Source organism: Pseudomonas knackmussii B13 (assembly GCF_000689415.1).
GTDB classification, from domain to species: Bacteria; Pseudomonadota; Gammaproteobacteria; order Pseudomonadales; family Pseudomonadaceae; genus Pseudomonas; species Pseudomonas knackmussii.
This window is the reverse complement of the sequence record NZ_HG322950.1, coordinates 4,684,734-4,700,277: the sequence shown is the minus strand read 5'-3', so window position 1 is coordinate 4,700,277 and position 15,544 is coordinate 4,684,734. Positions and strand designations below refer to the sequence as shown.

Genomic DNA, 15,544 nt, shown 5'->3' with positions numbered 1-15,544 from the left:
AGGCGCTCAGCGGCTCAGGCGGCAGGCCAGTTCGTCGACTTCTTCGGCCCAGTCGGAGTCTTCCTCCAGGGCTTCGCGCAGGAACTCGGCCTGGGCCGCGTTCCAGAAAGGCGCATCGGCCAGCGCCTGGCCATCGGCAAGGCGGTGGGCGGCCAGGAAGGCGTCGATCTCCTGGTGACTGTTGGGCAGGCCGAGTTGCTTGAACAGGGCGGCGAAGTTGTGCGGGCTGGTGTCCATGGCGGGCCTCCTCGGGTTGGGCGTCCATCAACTATAGGCGCTGGTCGCGACCCGCTCGGCGGCAGATCGATAGGGAGCTTTCAATTTTCCCGGCGCCGGGCAATGATGACGGCTGTCATTTCACCGCCCTTGCGCCAGGCCCGTTCATGAGCTCGCCCGAGCAGCGTCCGATCGCCGTCACCCTGCAGATCGTCTCCATCGTCAGCTTCACTTTCTTGCTGTTCCTCTGCATCGGTTTCCTGTTGCCGGTGCTGCCCGGCTTCGTCCATCACGACCTCGGTTTCGACGCCACCACCGCCGGCCTGGTGATCGGCACCCAGTATCTCTCGACCCTGGCCTCGCGGCCGCTGGCCGGGCGCCTGACCGACACCCTCGGGGCCAAGCGAGCGGTGGTCTACGGCTTGCTGGCCCTGGCAGCCGGCGGCTTGCTGGTGCTGCTGGCGACCAGCCTGCCGACGCTGGTCTGGGCCAGCCTCGCCCTGCTGCTCGCGAGCCGCGTGCTGATCGGCTTCGCCCAGGGCCTGATGGGCATAGGCACGGCGAGCTGGGGTATCGCCCGGGTCGGCGCGCAGAACACCGCCAAGGTGATCTCTTGGAACGGCATCGTCTGCTACGGCGGGATCGCCCTGGGCGCGCCGCTGGGCGTGACCCTGGCCGGCCGCCTGGGGCTCTGGAGCCTGGGCGCGGGTATCCTTGCGCTTGCTGCCCTCGGCTTGTTGCTGGCGCGCGGCAAGCCGGCCGTGGCTGTCGTCGCCGGTCAGCGCATGGCCTTCCTGCAGGTGCTCGGCAAGGTGCTGCCTTATGGCCTGTGCGTGGCCCTGGGTTCGATCGGCTTCGGCAGCCTGGCGACCTTCATCACCCTCTATTACGGCAGCCGCGGCTGGGCCGATCCGGCCTGGTGCCTGAGCCTGTTCGGCGTCAGCTTCGTCGGCGCGCGCCTGCTGTTCTCCTGGACCATCAACCGCTTCGGCGGCTTCAATGTCGCGGTGCTCTGCCTGCTGCTGGAAAGCCTCGGCTTGCTGCTGCTGTGGCAGGCGCCGAGCCCGGTCTTCGCTCTGCTCGGCACGGCGCTGACTGGCGCCGGGCTGTCGCTGGTCTACCCGGCGCTGGGCGTTGAAGCGGTACTGCGCATTCCGGCGGCCAGCCGCAGTTCGGCGCTGGGCGCCTATGCCTTGTTCTTCGACCTCGCCCTGGGTGTGGCTGGGCCGTTGATGGGGGCTATCGCCGCCCACAGCGACTACGCCAGCATCTTCCTCGTGGCGGCGCTACTCGCCGCCTGCGGGTTCGTCATCTGCCTGGTGCTGTTGCGCCGGACCCAGCAGAACCACGAGGAATTGCACTTCGACTAGACTGCGGAGTTTCCCGCAGCGCCCGGCCTGCCCATGGACATCGATCTCGCGCGCACCTTCCTGGAAATCGCCCGCTACGGCAGCTTCGTTGCTGCCGCCGAGCGCCTGCACGTGACCCAGACGACGGTCACCGCGCGGGTGCGCAACCTGGAGACGCAGCTCGGCTGCCGGCTGTTCCAGCGCAGCCGTGCCGGCGCAAGGTTGACCGCCGAGGGCGAGCGCTTCCTCGGCTACGCCGACCAGCTGGTGCGTACCTGGGAGGCGGCGCGCCGCGACCTGCCGCTACCCGATGGCTTCCGCGAGGTGCTGAGCATCGGCGGCGAACTGAGCCTGTGCAATCCGCTGATGCTCGGCTGGACGGTGCGCCTGCGCCGGCAGATGCCGACCCTGGCGCTGCACGTCGAGATCGGCAGCGGCGAGCAATTGCAGAAACAACTCGGGCAGGGCCTGCTCGACGCCGCGCTGGTCTACCGCCCGGACTACTGGCCTGGCATGCAGGTGGAGCAGGTGCTGGAGGAGAAGCTGATCCTGGTGCGTTCGGCCCAGCAGCCCGAGCCCTATCTCTATATCGACTGGGGCCCGGAATTCCGCCGCCAGCACGATGCCGCGCTGCCGGAGCGGGCGCACGGCGCGAGCAGCTTCAGCCTGGGTCCGCTGGCCTTGCAGTACATGCTGCAGTGCGGCGGCAGCGGCTACTTCCGCACGCGGGTGGTGCACAGCTACCTGCAGGCCGGGGTGCTCGAACGTGTGCCACAGGCCCCGGAATTCATCTTCCCGACCTACCTCGTGTACTCGCGCGACAAGGACTCCCCGGCCTTGCAGCGAGCCTTCGCCGTGCTGCGCGAAGTTGTCGCGGAAGACATCGACTGGTCGCAGCGCTGGGACTACGAAACCTAGACCGCCATCCGCTGCGGCTCCGCCGCTGGCTGCAGCCAGAGGTGGCGGAAGGCGGCGATAAGGTCGCTCTGGCTGAGCATACCGGCCAGTTGTCCCTTCTCGTCGAGCACCGGCAGGCAATGCCAGCCCTGGTCGGACAGCCGCTCGATCAGTTCCGGCAGCGGCGCGTCAGCCCGCAGCGTCTGCACCTTGTGCGTCATCAGGTTGCCCACCCGCTGGCCGAACGGCGAGCTCAGGCGGCGCTGGCCGCGGAACAGGTCGCTGAGGGTGAGGATGCCCACCAGGCGACCGCGGTCGAGCACCGGCAGGGCCTTCAGGTGGTGGGAGTCCAGGAGCGTCCAGGCCTGCTCGATGCGCGCGTCCGGGCTGGTCGAGCGAATGTCGCGGGACATGATGTCCTTCGCGGTGATGCCGCCGAGCAGGCGTTCGCTGGCGTGCTTCTCGGCCACGTGGAGCAGGCGCTCCAGGTCGTCGCGGGTGACGTCGACGAAGCCGCCGACGCTGGCCAGGGCTTGCTCCAGATCATCGCTACGGAACCCCAGACGCTCGCCGGGCAGCGGGTCGCGGGTGTGGTGCGGATTGCTCGCTGGCGCCACCAACTGGCGAGGGTAGGGTGCGCGAGTGAGGTTGTTGTAGAGCAGCGCCAGGCCGATCAACGTCAGCGAGCCCACGGCCACTGGCAGCAGAAGATGCAGCAACTGCTGATCCACCAGTGGGCCGCCCAGGCACAGGCTGAAGGCCATGGCGGTGCTAGGCGGATGCAGGCAGCGCAGGCCGAGCATGAAGAACACGGCAAGGGCCATTGCCAGCGAAGCCTGCGGCCAGCTGTGGCCAAGCCAGTGGCCGACCAGCAAGCCGACCAGCGCCGCCACCAGGTTGCCGCCCAGCAGCGACCAAGGCTGCGCCAGCGGGCTGGAAGGCACGGCGATGGCCAGCAGGGCGGAAGCCGCCAGCGGCGGGCCGACGCGCAGCACGGAGTCGACGCCGAACAGCCAGGCGCAGAAAGGCATGCTGAGGCCCAGCGCCAGGCCACAGCCGAGCACGGCGCGCAGCCACTCACGGTTGGAAGATGGCCCGGCACAAGGCGCCAGGCGCCGAAGCCAGGTGGAAAAGGCAGCGGAAATCAACTCGGCACCTCGCCACCACGGGCGCGGCCGAAACTCAGGGCAGTCAAAGCTTGCATGGCACTCGGGCGCCACCTGGCAACGCCCTCAGAGGGGCGGAATCCGGCGAGCGCTTCCTGGAAAGTCGATGGAACGGCATCCGCGCCAGGGCGGATGGCGCCCATGCTAGGCAGGTGCCTGCATTGCATCCAATGAATGTTGCTGCTGGTTAAGTGCAAAAATTTTGCACTGTGAGGGCGGATTGGCCCGTAGGGCGCACAACCGTTCGCGGTTATGCGCGGCGGATAACCCCTTCGGGGTTATTGGCCCTACAAGAGCCGTCCCGCGGCTCTGGCTCTCGTCTATAGGTCTTCCAGCGAAACATCCGCGCGCACCGGAGCGCCCCTTACAGAAGGCCGAGCAAAGCCCGCGCAGAGGAGGTTGCGCGACATGGATGTCGCAAAAGCCCCGACCAGTACAGGGACGTACTGTCGGGGCGGGCCTCCGGGTGCGTGGGGATGTGCGAGGGAAGTCCGGCTCCGCCGGACCCGTATGTCGGGACAAGACCTTTGCCCACTTTGGGCCGGGGTGGCGTCCCACCGTTTGCCAAAGTGGGTCGCCCGAGGGGGCGAAACAAGAAACGTCCGAACACGCCAAAGCGGCGCGCTACACCACACAAGACGTTTCTGGATGACTCGCTCCGCTCGCCCTTCGGGCCGCGCTAAAGCGCGTTCTGCGCAAGCGCTGTCCCGCGTTCGTGGGGAAGACGAGTTGGAAGATCGGCGCGGAATCAGGTTCGCGAGCAAGCTCGCTCCTACGACGAGCTACGCATCACGGCGCGTAATTTCAAACCGGCGGAAACGCCTTGAACGCCTCCAGCGTCTCGGCATACGCCGACCACTTGGCCAGCCCCGGATAGTCGCCGGCGGCGATGCGCTCGGCGTGCACCAGCTGGATGAAGCGCCAGGCCACGGCGATGCTCAGGCCCGCCTGGTCGATGCGCCCGTCGCGCGGCAGCGGTTGCGTTAGCAGTTCCAGCTCCAGGCCGGTGCAGGCTGCGCGCAGTTGCTGATCGACGCGGGCGAACCAGTCCGGGTCGCGGCGGCCCTCGGCGCGCTGCAGTTCGTAGTACATCTGCACGGCCTTCTCGCAAGCCGCCAGGGCCAGGCCCAGCAAGCGCGTGGCGCGCACCCGCTCCGCCGGTTCGGCGGGCATCAGGCTGCGCCCGGCCTGGTGCTCCAGCAGCTCGATCATCAGGCTGGAATCCATCAGCACCTGGCCGTCGTCGAGCACCAGGGTCGGCGCCTTCACCACCGGGTTGATCGCGCGGAATTCCTCGTAGTGGCGGAACACCGAGAGCGAGCGATGGCTGAAGTCGATATCCAGCAGGCGCAGGCTGATGGCCACGCGGCGAACGTAGGGCGAGTCGAGCATTCCGATCAGTTGCATGAGGGCTTCCTGTTATTGGAGATTACATGGTCCGTTTGCGGGGATTGGCCGGCTAACCCGCTGTTAGTGCCAAATCTAGCCGTTCCTCAGGGGCGGAAAAATCGATGATTAATAACTGCATTGGTTAGAAAAACTTACATGAGCGCCTATCCACCGCTTTCCGCGCTGCGCAGTTTCGAGGCCGTCGCCCGGCTGGGCAGCGTGACCCTGGCGGCTGCCGAACTGCATGTCACCCACTCGGCGGTGAGCCAGCAGGTGCGTCAGCTCGAAGAGCTGCTCGGCATCACCCTGCTACAGCGCGAGGGCCGTGGCTTGCGCCTGAGCGAGGAGGGCCGGCTGTATGCCCTGCAGGTGCGTCGCGCGCTGCGTGACATCGCCGAGGCGACCCGCCTGGCTCGCGCCCGGCCCAGCGAGGGCGAGCTGGTGATCGCCGTGCTGCCGTCGTTCGGCCAGCAATGGCTGCTGCCGCGCCTGCCGTCGTTCCGCGAGCGTTATCCACAGTTTCGCTTGCGCCTGCTGGCCAGCCTGGAGGTCATCGACCTGCGCCAGGGCCTGGCCGACGCAGCCGTGCGCATCGGCCAGGGGCACTGGGAGGGGCTGGCCCAGCAGCGCCTGTTCGACGACGAACTGGTGGCGGTCTGCGCGCCGCACTTCAACGGTGGACGACTGCCGCGAACCCCGGCGGAAATCCTCGCCGGCCCATTGATCCACGGCTTCGAATCCTGGCTGCCGTGGTGCCAGGCGGCGGGCGTGCCACTGCCCAAGGGAGACGGCGTATTCACTGCCAACGATTCCAACCTGGTGGTCGAGGCCCTGCGCCTCGGCCTGGGCGTGACCATCGAACGCCGCAGCCTGGTGGCGGGCGCCCTGAGTCGCGGCGAACTGGTGCAACTGAGCGAAGTGCGCGCGCCCTATGCCTATCCCTACTGGCTGGTCTGGCCGCAGCGCGAGGCGGTGCAGGCCAAGGTCGAGCTGTTCGCCGAATGGCTGGCGGAGCAGGTGGACCTCTACCTGAACCCCGAGCGCCAACCGCTGTAGCGGATCCCATCCGCGAAAGACCGTGCGCCGATGCCACCCTGTAGGAGCGGGCCATGCCCGCGATCGCGGACAAGGTCCGCTCCTACAGGACTGCTGCCCCCGCTAGAATGCCCACCCAGTGGAAAATCCCCACCCGCGCTCCAGAGATAGGAAGAAACGATGAGCGAAGCCCTGAGCCCCGGCCTGATGGTCATCCATGGCAACCACCCGGAGGCGCTGCGCGACCTGCTGGTGGCCTGGATGGCGCGTTACCCGCTGGCGCCGCTGGAAAGCGAGACCATCCTGGTGCAGAGCAACGGCATCGCCCAGTGGCTGAAGCTGGCGCTGGGCCGCGATGTTGCCGACGGTGGCTGTGGCATCACCGCCGCGCTCGACGTGCAATTGCCCGCGCAGTTCCTCTGGCAGGCCTATCGCGGCGCGCTGGGCAAGGAGGCGGTGCCCGAGGTTTCGGTGCTGGACAAGGCGCCGCTCACCTGGCGCCTCATGCGCCTGCTGCCGACCCTGCTGGAGCGCGAGGAATTCCACGCCCTGCGCCGCTTCCTCGCCGACGACGCCGACCTGCGCAAGCGCTATCAGCTGGCCGAGCGCCTGGCCGACCTGTTCGACCAGTACCAGGTCTACCGCGCCGACTGGCTGGAAGACTGGAGCGAAGGCCGCGACCAGCTGCGCACCGCCAGCGGCGGCCTGCGTGATCTGGATGCCGACGAGCGCTGGCAAGCCGCGCTATGGCGCGCGCTGCTCGAAGAAGTCGGTGAAGACGGCCTGGCCGGCAGCCGCGCCGGGGTGCATCGGCGCTTCCTCGAACGCCTGCGCGAAGGCGCGCCGCCCAAGGGGTTGCCGCGCCGCGTGGTGGTGTTCGGCATCTCCGCCATGCCGGCGCAGACCGTCGAGGCGCTGGCCGCCTTGTCGCAAGTCGCGCAGGTGCTGCTCTGCGTGCACAACCCCTGCCGCCACCACTGGGCCGACATCGTTGCCGACAAGGACCTGCTGCGCCACGAGTACCGCCGCCAGCAGCGCCGCCCCGGCGTGCCGCTACAACTCGACGACGACCTGCAACACCAGTACGCCCAGCCGCTGCTGGCCGCCTGGGGCAAGCAGGGCCGCGACTACATCAACCTGCTCGACCAGTACGACGACCCGGCGAGCTACCGCAACCGCTTCGGCGAAGTCAGCGGCGGGCGCATCGACCTGTTCAGCGAGGAACAGCCCGCGCACCTGCTCGGCCAGCTGCAGGACGACATCCTCGAACTGCGTCCTCTGGCTGAGAGTCGCGCACACTGGCCGGCGGTCGATCCAGCTCGGGACCGCTCCGTGCGCTTCCACCTGGCGCACAGCGCGCAACGTGAAGTGGAGGTACTGCACGACCAGTTGCTGGCGCGCTTCGATGCCGACCCGACGCTGCGCCCGCGCGACGTCATCGTCATGCTCCCCGACGTCGATGCCTATGCGCCGCACATCCAGGCGGTGTTCGGCCAGCTCGGCCGCGACGATCGCCGCTTCATTCCCTACACCCTGGCCGACCAGGGCCAGCGTGGCCGCGAGCCCTTGCTGGTGGCGCTCGAACACTTGCTGCAGCTGCCCGACAGCCGCTTCGCGGTGAGCGAGATCCTCGACCTGCTCGACGTCGGCGCCCTGCGTGCGCGCTTCGGCATTCACGAGGTCGACCTGCCGCTGTTGCGCCGCTGGATCGACGGCGCCGGCGTGCGCTGGGGCCTGGATGGCGAGCAGCGGGAAACCCTCGGCCTGCCCGCGGCCGCCGAAGCCAACACCTGGCGTTTCGGCCTGCGCCGCATGCTGCTCGGCTTTGCGGTGGGCGAGGGCGAGGCCTTCCAGGGTATCCAGCCTTACTCGGAGATCGGCGGCCTCGATGCGGCGGTGCTCGGCCCGCTGGCCAACCTGCTGCAACGCCTGGCCGACACCTGCGAAAGCCTCGCTGAACCGGCCACGCCGCAGGACTGGTCGAAGCGCCTGCAGAAGCTGCTGGGCGACTTCTTCCTGACCCGCGACGAGCATGACGAACTGCTCCGCCAGCAACTCCTGCAACTGCTCGAGCGCTGGCTGGAAACCTGCGGCCACGCCGCCTTCGCCGAACCGCTGCCACTCTCGGTGGTGCGCGAAGCCTGGCTCGGCGGCCTCGACGGCGGTGGCCTGAACCAGCGCTTCCTGGCAGGCGCGGTGAGCTTCTGCACCCTGATGCCGATGCGCGCCATTCCGTTCCGCCTGGTCTGCCTGCTCGGCATGAACGACGGCGACTACCCGCGCCAGCAACCGCCGCTGGACTTCGACCTGATGCGCAACGACTACCGCCCCGGCGACCGTTCGCGGCGCGAGGACGACCGCTACCTGCTGCTCGAAGCCGTGCTCTCGGCGCGCGACCAGCTGTACGTCAGCTGGGTCGGCAAGAGCATCCGCGACAACAGCGAGCGCGCGCCCTCGGTGCTGATCGGCCAGCTACGCGACCACCTGGCCGCCGGCTGGTCGCTGCCCGGGCAAGCCGGCGACGGCCAGGCGCTGCTGCATGCGCTGACCACCGAACACCCGCTGCAACCCTTCAGCCGCCGCTATTTCGAACAGGCGGGCGGAGGCATCGACGGGCTCTACAGGCATCGACGGTCTCTACACCTACGCCCGCGAGTGGCGCGAAGTGCATCGCGACGAAGCGCTCGCCGAACAGGCCGAGGCGCCCTTGTCCGAATACCTGCCGGACACGCCCATCGGCCTGCGCGTGCTGGGCGACTTCCTCGCCAACCCGGTCAACGCCTTCTTCCTGCAGCGCCTCAAGGTGCGCTTCGCCGAAGAGGACCTGACCGGCCACGACGAGGAAGCCTTCGCCCTCGACGGCCTGCAGACCTGGCAACTGCAGTTCGAACTCTGCGAGCGGCTGCGCCCTTGGGTCGAAAGCGAATGGGAGGGTGAAGCCTTGCCCGCGCGCATCGACCAGCAACTCAGCCGCCTGCGCGGCGAAGGGCGCCTGCCGCTGGCGGCGGTCGGCGCCTTCTCCGCCCGCGAGCTGAGCAAGCCGTTGAGCGAATTGCTGGGCCGCTACCGCGACGCGCTGGAGCACTGGAGCGAAGCCGAGGAAGGCCAGCGCGAGCTCGCCCATGAACATGCCGGCGTGAAGCTGGAAGACTGGCTCGGCGGCCTGCGCCGCAACGCCGACGGCCAGTGGGCCAGCGTGCAACTGGTCAGCGGCAAGTTGCATGAAGGCCGTGGCTACAAGTGGCACAGCCTGGTGCGCCCATGGGTTCGGCACCTCGGCCTGCAGCTGTGCGGTACGCCCGTGCGCAGCCTGTTGGTCAGCCAGACCGGCACCCTGGAACTGCCGCCGCTGGCCGCCGAAGTCGCGCGCGGCCATCTGAACACCTTGATCGGTGCATGGCTCGAAGGTCTCCGCAGACCACTGCCGGTGGCCGGCAAGGCAGCCTTCGGCTGGTTGAGCGGCGGCGACGACGAAGAGAAGGCCGCTCGCGAAGCGGCCAAGCGCTACGACGGCGGCTTCGGCATGAGTGGCGAAGCCGCGTCGTCGCCCGCCCTGGCGCGGGTCTACCCGGACTTCGCCAGCCTGGCCGAGAGCGGCGAGTTCGCCACCTGGGCCGAGACCCTCTACGGCCCGCTGTACCAGCTGCTGCAACGCCGCGACGACGAGGAGCAAGGTCAATGAGCCGCGAACTGCGCGCCCTGGAATTCCCCCTGCACGGCAGCCGGCTGATCGAGGCCAGCGCCGGCACCGGCAAGACCTTCACCATTGCCCTGCTGTACCTGCGCCTGGTGCTCGACCACGGCGGCGAGCTGGCGTTCGGGCGGCCTTTGAGCCCGCCGGAAATCCTCGTGGTGACCTTCACCGACGCCGCGACTCAAGAGCTGCGCGAACGTATCCGCGCGCGCCTGGGCGAGGCTGCCAACTGCTTCGCAGAGCCGGCGTTGGCGCACGATCCGCTGCTGGTCGAACTGCGCAGTAGCTACCCCGAGGACCGCTGGCCCGGTTGCGCGCGCTTGCTGCGCCTGGCTGCGGAATGGATGGACGAGGCGGCCGTTTCGACCATCCACAGCTGGTGCTACCGCATGCTCCGCGAGCACGCCTTCGACAGCGGCAGCCTGTTCACCCAGGACTTGATCACCGACCAGAGCGAGTTGCTCGCGGAGGTGGTGCGCGATTACTGGCGGCGCAACTTCTACCCGCTGCCGGCGCCGGCAGCGAAGGTGGTCGGCGACATCTACAAGGGCGGCCCCGAAGCGCTGTGCCGCCTCCTGCAACCGCTACTGGCGCAGCAGGAAGCCGACTTCCGCTATGCCGACCAGCCGCTCAGTGCCCCGGGTTCGCTGCGTGAGCTGCTGGAGGAAACCGGCGCCTTTTTCGCGCGTCTCGACGAGCTGGAGCAACAGGCTCGAAATGCCTGGTCCACTGACAAGGACGGACTGCGCCAACTGCTGATCGACCTGCGCCCGCAGCTCAACGGCAACAGCTATCGCAACAAGGACGACGACGAAGTCTTCAGCGGCTGGCTGCAGGCCCTGGAGGCCTGGAGCGAAGGCGGCGACGCCCCGGAAAACCTGGTCCGCTTCGGCCAGACGCGGATCAAGGTGAAGGCCAAGACGGTCGTGCCCGAACACCCCGCATTGCTGGCCATCGACAGCCTGCTGGATGCCAGCGAGCAGCAACCCGACATCGCTCCGCAACTGCTGCTGCACGCCCTCGGCGAAGTCGGCCGCGCCCTCGAAGCGGAGAAGCAGAAGCGCGCCGAACTGGGCTTCGACGACCTGCTGGTGCGCCTCGACCGCGCCCTGGCTGGCGCCGGCGGCGAGCACCTGGCCGAGCGCATCCGCCAGCAGTTCCCGGTGGCGCTGATCGACGAGTTCCAGGACACCGACCCGCTGCAGTACCGCATCTTCGAGCGCATCTACCGGATCGCCGAAAACCCGCGCGACTGTCCTCCAGAAAAGCGGGGGGGCCTATTCATGATCGGCGACCCCAAGCAGGCGATCTACGCCTTCCGCGGCGCAGATATCCACACCTACCTGCGCGCCCGCGCAGCAACCGAAGGCCGGCACTACACCCTGGGCACCAACTATCGCTCGACCGAGGCGGTGGTCGAGGCAGTGAACCACTGCTTCGCCTACGCCGAAGGCCACGAGCGCGCGGCTTTCCGCTTCGCCAGCGAGGCCGGCAACCCTGTGCCGTTCCAATCGGTGGCCGCCAAGGGCCGCAGCGAGCGTTTGCTGATCGACGGCGCGGAGGTGTCCGCGCTGACCTTCTGGAGCCTGGGTAACGACGGCCAGGTGGTCGGCAGCCGGTTCTACCGCGAGCAGATGGCCGCGCGCACCGCGAGCGCCATCCGCGACTGGCTGAGCCTGGCCCAGCAAGGCCGCGCCGGGCTCTACAAGGCTGATGGCACCGGCCGCGCGTTGCGCCCGGCGGACATCGCCATCCTCGTGCGCGGCCGCAGCGAGGCCGAAGCCGTGCGAAACGAACTGGCCGCGCGGCGGTTGGCCAGCGTCTACCTGTCCGACCGCGATTCGGTGTTCGACAGCGCCGAGGCTGTCGATCTGCTGCACTGGCTGCGCGCCTGCGCCGACCCGGGCAACGACGCGCTGCTGCGCGTCGCCCTGGCTACCCGCAGCCTCGGCCTGGGCTGGGAGAGCCTGGAGCGGCTGAACCAGGACGAACAGTTCTGGGAAGGCATGCTCATGCGCTTCCGCGACTACCGCCTGCTCTGGCAACAGCAGGGCGTGCTGCCGATGCTGCGCCGCCTGCTGGCCGAGTTCGAATTGCCGGCGCGCCTGCTGCAGCAACCCGATGGCGAGCGCAGCCTGACCAACCTGCTGCACCTCGCCGAATGGCTGCAGCGCGAGGCCGCCGAGCTGGATGGCGAGCATGCTTTGTTGCGGGTGCTGGCCGAGCAATTGGCGAGCCCGTCGAGCGAGGAAATCCTGCGCCTGGAAAGCGACGCCGACCTGATCAAGGTGGTGACCATCCACAAATCCAAGGGCCTGGAATACCCGCTGGTGCTGCTGCCCTTCATCTGCAGCTGGAAGGAACTGGACGGCAAGGGCACGACGCCGCCGAGCTACCAGGGAGAAGAGGGCAAGGTGATCGAACTGGCGCGCGGCAAGGACCTCGCCGACGCGGCCTACAAGCTGGCCAACGACGAACGCCTGGGCGAGGACATGCGCCTGCTCTACGTGGCCCTGACCCGCGCGCGCCACGCCCTGTGGCTCGGCGTGGCGCCGCTGGTGAGCGGCAACGCGAAGAACCCGGAACTGCACAAGGGCGCCTTCGGCTACCTGCTCGGCGGCGGCGCGGCCATCGCCCTGGACAACTTTGACGCGAGCCTCGCCGCAGTGGCGGCCGGTTGCGCCGGCATCCGCATCGAGGCGGCGCCGGAAATCGACCTCACCGCCTACGACGAGACCCGCGCCGGGCTGCTCGGCCAGGCCCGCGAACCGCTGCGGCGGGTGGCGGAGAAGTGGTGGATCGCCAGCTATTCGGCGCTGGCCACCCTCGACCCGGAAGGCGACGCACCCGAGCCCGCGAGCGAGCCGATCAGCGCCGAGGAGGCCACCCTGCGCGAAGGCGATGCCGACACGGCTGCGGCGGAACTCGCGCAAAGCGCGCCGGCCGCCGGCAGCCTGCACGCCTTCCCGCGTGGACCGAACCCCGGCAGCTTCCTCCACGGCCTGCTGGAGTGGGCCGCCGACGAAGGCTTCGATGCCGTCGCCAATGATCCCGAAGCGTTGCGTGATCTGATCGCCCGGCGCTGCCAGCTGCGCGGCTGGGAAGCCTGGATCGAGCCGCTGAGCCAGTGGCTGCCGGCCTGGCTGCAGCTCGAATTCCCGCAGCCGGAAGCATCGCCCGTGCGCCTCGCCGGGCTGGCCACCTACCAGAAGGAAATGGAGTTCTGGTTCGCCGTGAATGCCGCCGACAGCACTCGCCTGGATGCTGCCGTGCGTGCCCATGTCCTGCCTGGTGCGCCGCGTCCGGCGCTGCAGCCGACCCAGCTCAACGGCATGCTCAAGGGCTTCATCGACCTGGTCTTCGAACACGAGGGGCGCTACTACGTGGCCGACTACAAATCCAACTGGCTCGGCCCCGACGATAGTGCCTACACCGCCGAAGCCGTGCGCGGGGCGGTGCTGGAGCATCGCTACGACCTGCAGTACGCGCTCTACCTGTTCGCCCTGCATCGCCTGCTCAAGGCGCGGCTGCCGGACTACGACTACGACCGCCACGTTGGCGGCGCGCTCTACCTGTTCCTGCGCGGCGGTGCGCGCGGCGTGTTCCATGAACGGCCGCCGAAGGCGCTGATGGAGGCGCTGGAAGCGCTGTTCAGCCGTCGCGTCGAGGAGGTGTCGGCATGAGCCTCGAAGCCCTTCTCGCACTGCTCGGCCAGTGGGCCGAACGCGGCTGGCTGCGCGAGTTGGACCGCGCCTTCGCGGCCTTCCTCGTCGAGCAGGCGCCCGACGCCGAGCCGCGGCTGATTCTCGCCGCGGCCCTGGCCAGCCACCAACTCGGTCGCGGCCATGTGTGCCTGGACCTGGAGGCGACCTTGGCCGACAGCCGCTTCGCCTTGTCGCTGCCGCCGGATGGCGAGCTGGAAGGCACACCGCTCACGTTGCCGGGCGAGCTGCTCGACGGCCTCGACCTGGCCGGCTGGCAGGCCGCGCTGGCCGACCCGCGCCTGGTGGGCGAGGGCGCAGGCGTCACGCCGCTGGTGCTGGCCGGTCCGCGCCTGTACCTGCGGCGCTACTGGCAATACGAACGCGAAGTGCGCGCCGGTATCGACCAGCGCCTCGCGCGTTCGAAAGAGTTGCGCGCGGCCCTGCCGGTCGATGCATTGCGCCAGGCGCTCGATGCGCTCTTCCCGAAGGAGGAAGGGGCTCCGGCGGACTGGCAGAAACTCGCTTGCGCACTGGCTGCCGGCAACGCCTTCGGCATCGTCACGGGCGGCCCGGGCACCGGCAAGACCACCACGGTGGTGCGCCTGCTGGCGCTGCTGCAGAGCCTGGCGTCGGCGCGCCCGCTGCGCATCCGCCTGGCCGCGCCGACCGGCAAGGCGGCGGCGCGGCTGAACGAATCCATCTCCGGGGCAGTGCAAAAACTTGAACTCGATGGCCTACCCGGCGGCGAAGGGCTGCGCGAACACATTCCCACGGAAGTGACCACGCTGCACCGCCTGCTCGGCAGCCGGCCGGACAGTCGCCAGTTCCGCCACCACCCCGGCAACCCGCTGGCGCTGGACCTGCTGGTGGTGGACGAGGCGTCGATGGTCGACCTCGAAATGATGTCCGCGCTGCTCGGCGCGCTGCCGGCCAAGGCGCGGCTGATCCTGCTCGGCGACAAGGACCAGCTGGCCTCGGTGGAAGCCGGTGCGGTGCTCGGCGAGCTGTGCAGCCGGGCGCGCGAAGGGCATTACCAGGGCGCGACGCGCGACTGGCTGGAGCAGGTCAGCGGCGAGCGCATCGACGACGCGCTGCTCGACGCCCAGGGCCTCGCGCTCGACCAGGCGGTGGCCATGCTCCGCCACAGCCATCGCTTCAGCTCGGCCAGTGGCATTGGCCAGCTCGCCGAGGCGGTCAATGCCGGTGATGTGGAGGCCAGCCGCACGGTCTGGGAACGCGGCTACGCCGATCTCGCGCGGCTGGCGCTCGACGCCAAGGACGCGCGCAGCCTGCGCGAGCTGGTGGTGGACGGCGGCGGACGTTTCTTCCTGAACGCTGCGGGCCGCGAAGGCGTGGCGCCGCCGCAAGGCTATCGGCATTACCTGCAACTGCTGCGCGACGGCCAGCCACCACTGCACGCCGGGCAGGATGCATTCGACACCTGGGCCCAGCGCGTGCTCGAAGCCCACGGCCAGTTCCAGGTGCTCTGCGCCCTGCGTCGCGGTCCCTGGGGCGTGGAAGGGCTGAACCTGCGCATCGCCGAGCTGCTGCAGGGGGAGGGGCTGATCCAGGCGAGCGGCCCCTGGTACCTCGGTCGCCCGCTGCTGGTGACGCGCAACGACTACGGCCTGGGCCTGATGAACGGCGACATCGGCATCACCCTGGCCCTGCCGCGCGAGCAGGACGGCGAGCTGAAATGGGCGCTGCGGGTAGCCTTCGCCGACGGCAAGGGCGGCATCAAGTGGGTGTTGCCCAGCCGCCTGCAGGCGGTGGAAACCGTGTTCGCCATGACCGTGCACAAGTCCCAGGGCTCGGAGTTCACCCACGCCGCCCTGGTGCTGCCCGACGCGCTCAACCCCATCCTCACCCGCGAGCTGGTCTACACCGGCATCACCCGCGCGCGCAGCTGGTTCAGCCTGGCCAGCGCCGGGCGCGGCCAGTGGGTGCTGGAGTCGGCGATCCAGCGCCGGGTGCAGCGGGCCAGCGGATTGTTGGAAGCGGGGGACTGAAGCCCACGGTTTCGACCGTTCGTCTGCCGACCGGGTCGGTTTCCGACCCGCTGTCGATCCCGCTGCCTCGCCGACGACTATAGGT

At 69.0% G+C, this 15,544-nt stretch carries 8 protein-coding genes and 1 pseudogene; 6 read left to right on the top strand and 3 right to left on the bottom strand.

Going from position 1 to position 15,544, the window contains the following annotated elements; translation table 11 throughout:
• Nucleotides 1-6: 6 nt before the first annotated feature.
• Nucleotides 7-237, bottom strand: coding sequence for a DUF2789 domain-containing protein (locus PKB_RS21955; RefSeq protein WP_043254487.1), 231 nt, complete (start codon nt 235-237; stop codon nt 7-9).
• A gap of 146 nt (nt 238-383) precedes the next feature.
• On the opposite strand from PKB_RS21955, the gene PKB_RS21950 reads away from it, so the two are divergent.
• Nucleotides 384-1,586, top strand: coding sequence for an MFS transporter (locus PKB_RS21950; protein WP_043254485.1), 1,203 nt, complete (start codon nt 384-386; stop codon nt 1,584-1,586).
• Between the two features lie 33 nt (nt 1,587-1,619).
• Nucleotides 1,620-2,483 carry a LysR family transcriptional regulator gene (locus tag PKB_RS21945; protein WP_043254483.1) on the top strand — a complete coding sequence of 288 codons (864 nt, stop codon included), beginning with the start codon at nt 1,620-1,622 and terminating at the stop codon, nt 2,481-2,483.
• Here PKB_RS21945 and PKB_RS21940 read toward each other — a convergent pair.
• Together PKB_RS21940 and PKB_RS21935 are read right to left on the bottom strand one after the other, a co-directional pair.
• Nucleotides 2,480-3,610, bottom strand: a complete 1,131-nt coding sequence (locus tag PKB_RS21940) for an HPP family protein (protein WP_052355359.1) — start codon at nt 3,608-3,610, stop codon at nt 2,480-2,482. The two genes, PKB_RS21945 and PKB_RS21940, sit on opposite strands and share 4 nt — an antisense overlap.
• 822 nt (nt 3,611-4,432) lie before the next feature.
• Nucleotides 4,433-5,035: a glutathione S-transferase family protein gene (locus tag PKB_RS21935; protein ID WP_043254482.1), complete on the bottom strand. Its 603-nt coding sequence runs from the start codon at nt 5,033-5,035 to the stop codon at nt 4,433-4,435.
• A gap of 138 nt (nt 5,036-5,173) precedes the next feature.
• On the opposite strand from PKB_RS21935, the gene PKB_RS21930 reads away from it, so the two are divergent.
• The 4 genes and pseudogenes from PKB_RS21930 (at nt 5,174) to recD (ending at nt 15,459) form a co-directional block, all read left to right on the top strand.
• Nucleotides 5,174-6,073 carry a LysR substrate-binding domain-containing protein gene (locus PKB_RS21930; protein ID WP_043254480.1) on the top strand — a complete coding sequence of 300 codons (900 nt, stop codon included), beginning with the start codon at nt 5,174-5,176 and terminating at the stop codon, nt 6,071-6,073.
• Between the two features lie 159 nt (nt 6,074-6,232).
• Nucleotides 6,233-9,734, top strand: a pseudogene (gene recC, locus PKB_RS21925) (exodeoxyribonuclease V subunit gamma).
• A complete protein-coding gene (gene recB, locus PKB_RS21920; protein ID WP_043254479.1) occupies nt 9,731-13,429 on the top strand; it encodes an exodeoxyribonuclease V subunit beta in 3,699 nt (1,232 codons plus the stop codon). The pseudogene recC and the gene recB overlap by 4 nt, the downstream one beginning before the upstream one ends.
• Nucleotides 13,426-15,459: an exodeoxyribonuclease V subunit alpha gene (gene recD / locus PKB_RS21915; protein ID WP_043254477.1), complete on the top strand. Its 2,034-nt coding sequence runs from the start codon at nt 13,426-13,428 to the stop codon at nt 15,457-15,459. The genes recB and recD overlap by 4 nt, the downstream gene beginning before the upstream one ends.
• Nucleotides 15,460-15,544 lie beyond the last annotated feature (85 nt).

Excerpts from the sequence above, each read along its gene's own strand:
- PKB_RS21955 (WP_043254487.1), bottom strand. The coding sequence starts at position 237 with ATGGACACCAGCCCGCACAACTTCGCCGCCCTGTTCAAGCAACTCGGC.
- PKB_RS21950 (WP_043254485.1), top strand. The coding sequence starts at position 384 with ATGAGCTCGCCCGAGCAGCGTCCGATCGCCGTCACCCTGCAGATCGTC.
- PKB_RS21945 (WP_043254483.1), top strand. The coding sequence starts at position 1,620 with ATGGACATCGATCTCGCGCGCACCTTCCTGGAAATCGCCCGCTACGGC.
- PKB_RS21935 (WP_043254482.1), bottom strand. The coding sequence starts at position 5,035 with ATGCAACTGATCGGAATGCTCGACTCGCCCTACGTTCGCCGCGTGGCC.
- PKB_RS21930 (WP_043254480.1), top strand. The coding sequence starts at position 5,174 with ATGAGCGCCTATCCACCGCTTTCCGCGCTGCGCAGTTTCGAGGCCGTC.
- recB (WP_043254479.1), top strand. The coding sequence starts at position 9,731 with ATGAGCCGCGAACTGCGCGCCCTGGAATTCCCCCTGCACGGCAGCCGG.
- recD (WP_043254477.1), top strand. The coding sequence starts at position 13,426 with ATGAGCCTCGAAGCCCTTCTCGCACTGCTCGGCCAGTGGGCCGAACGC.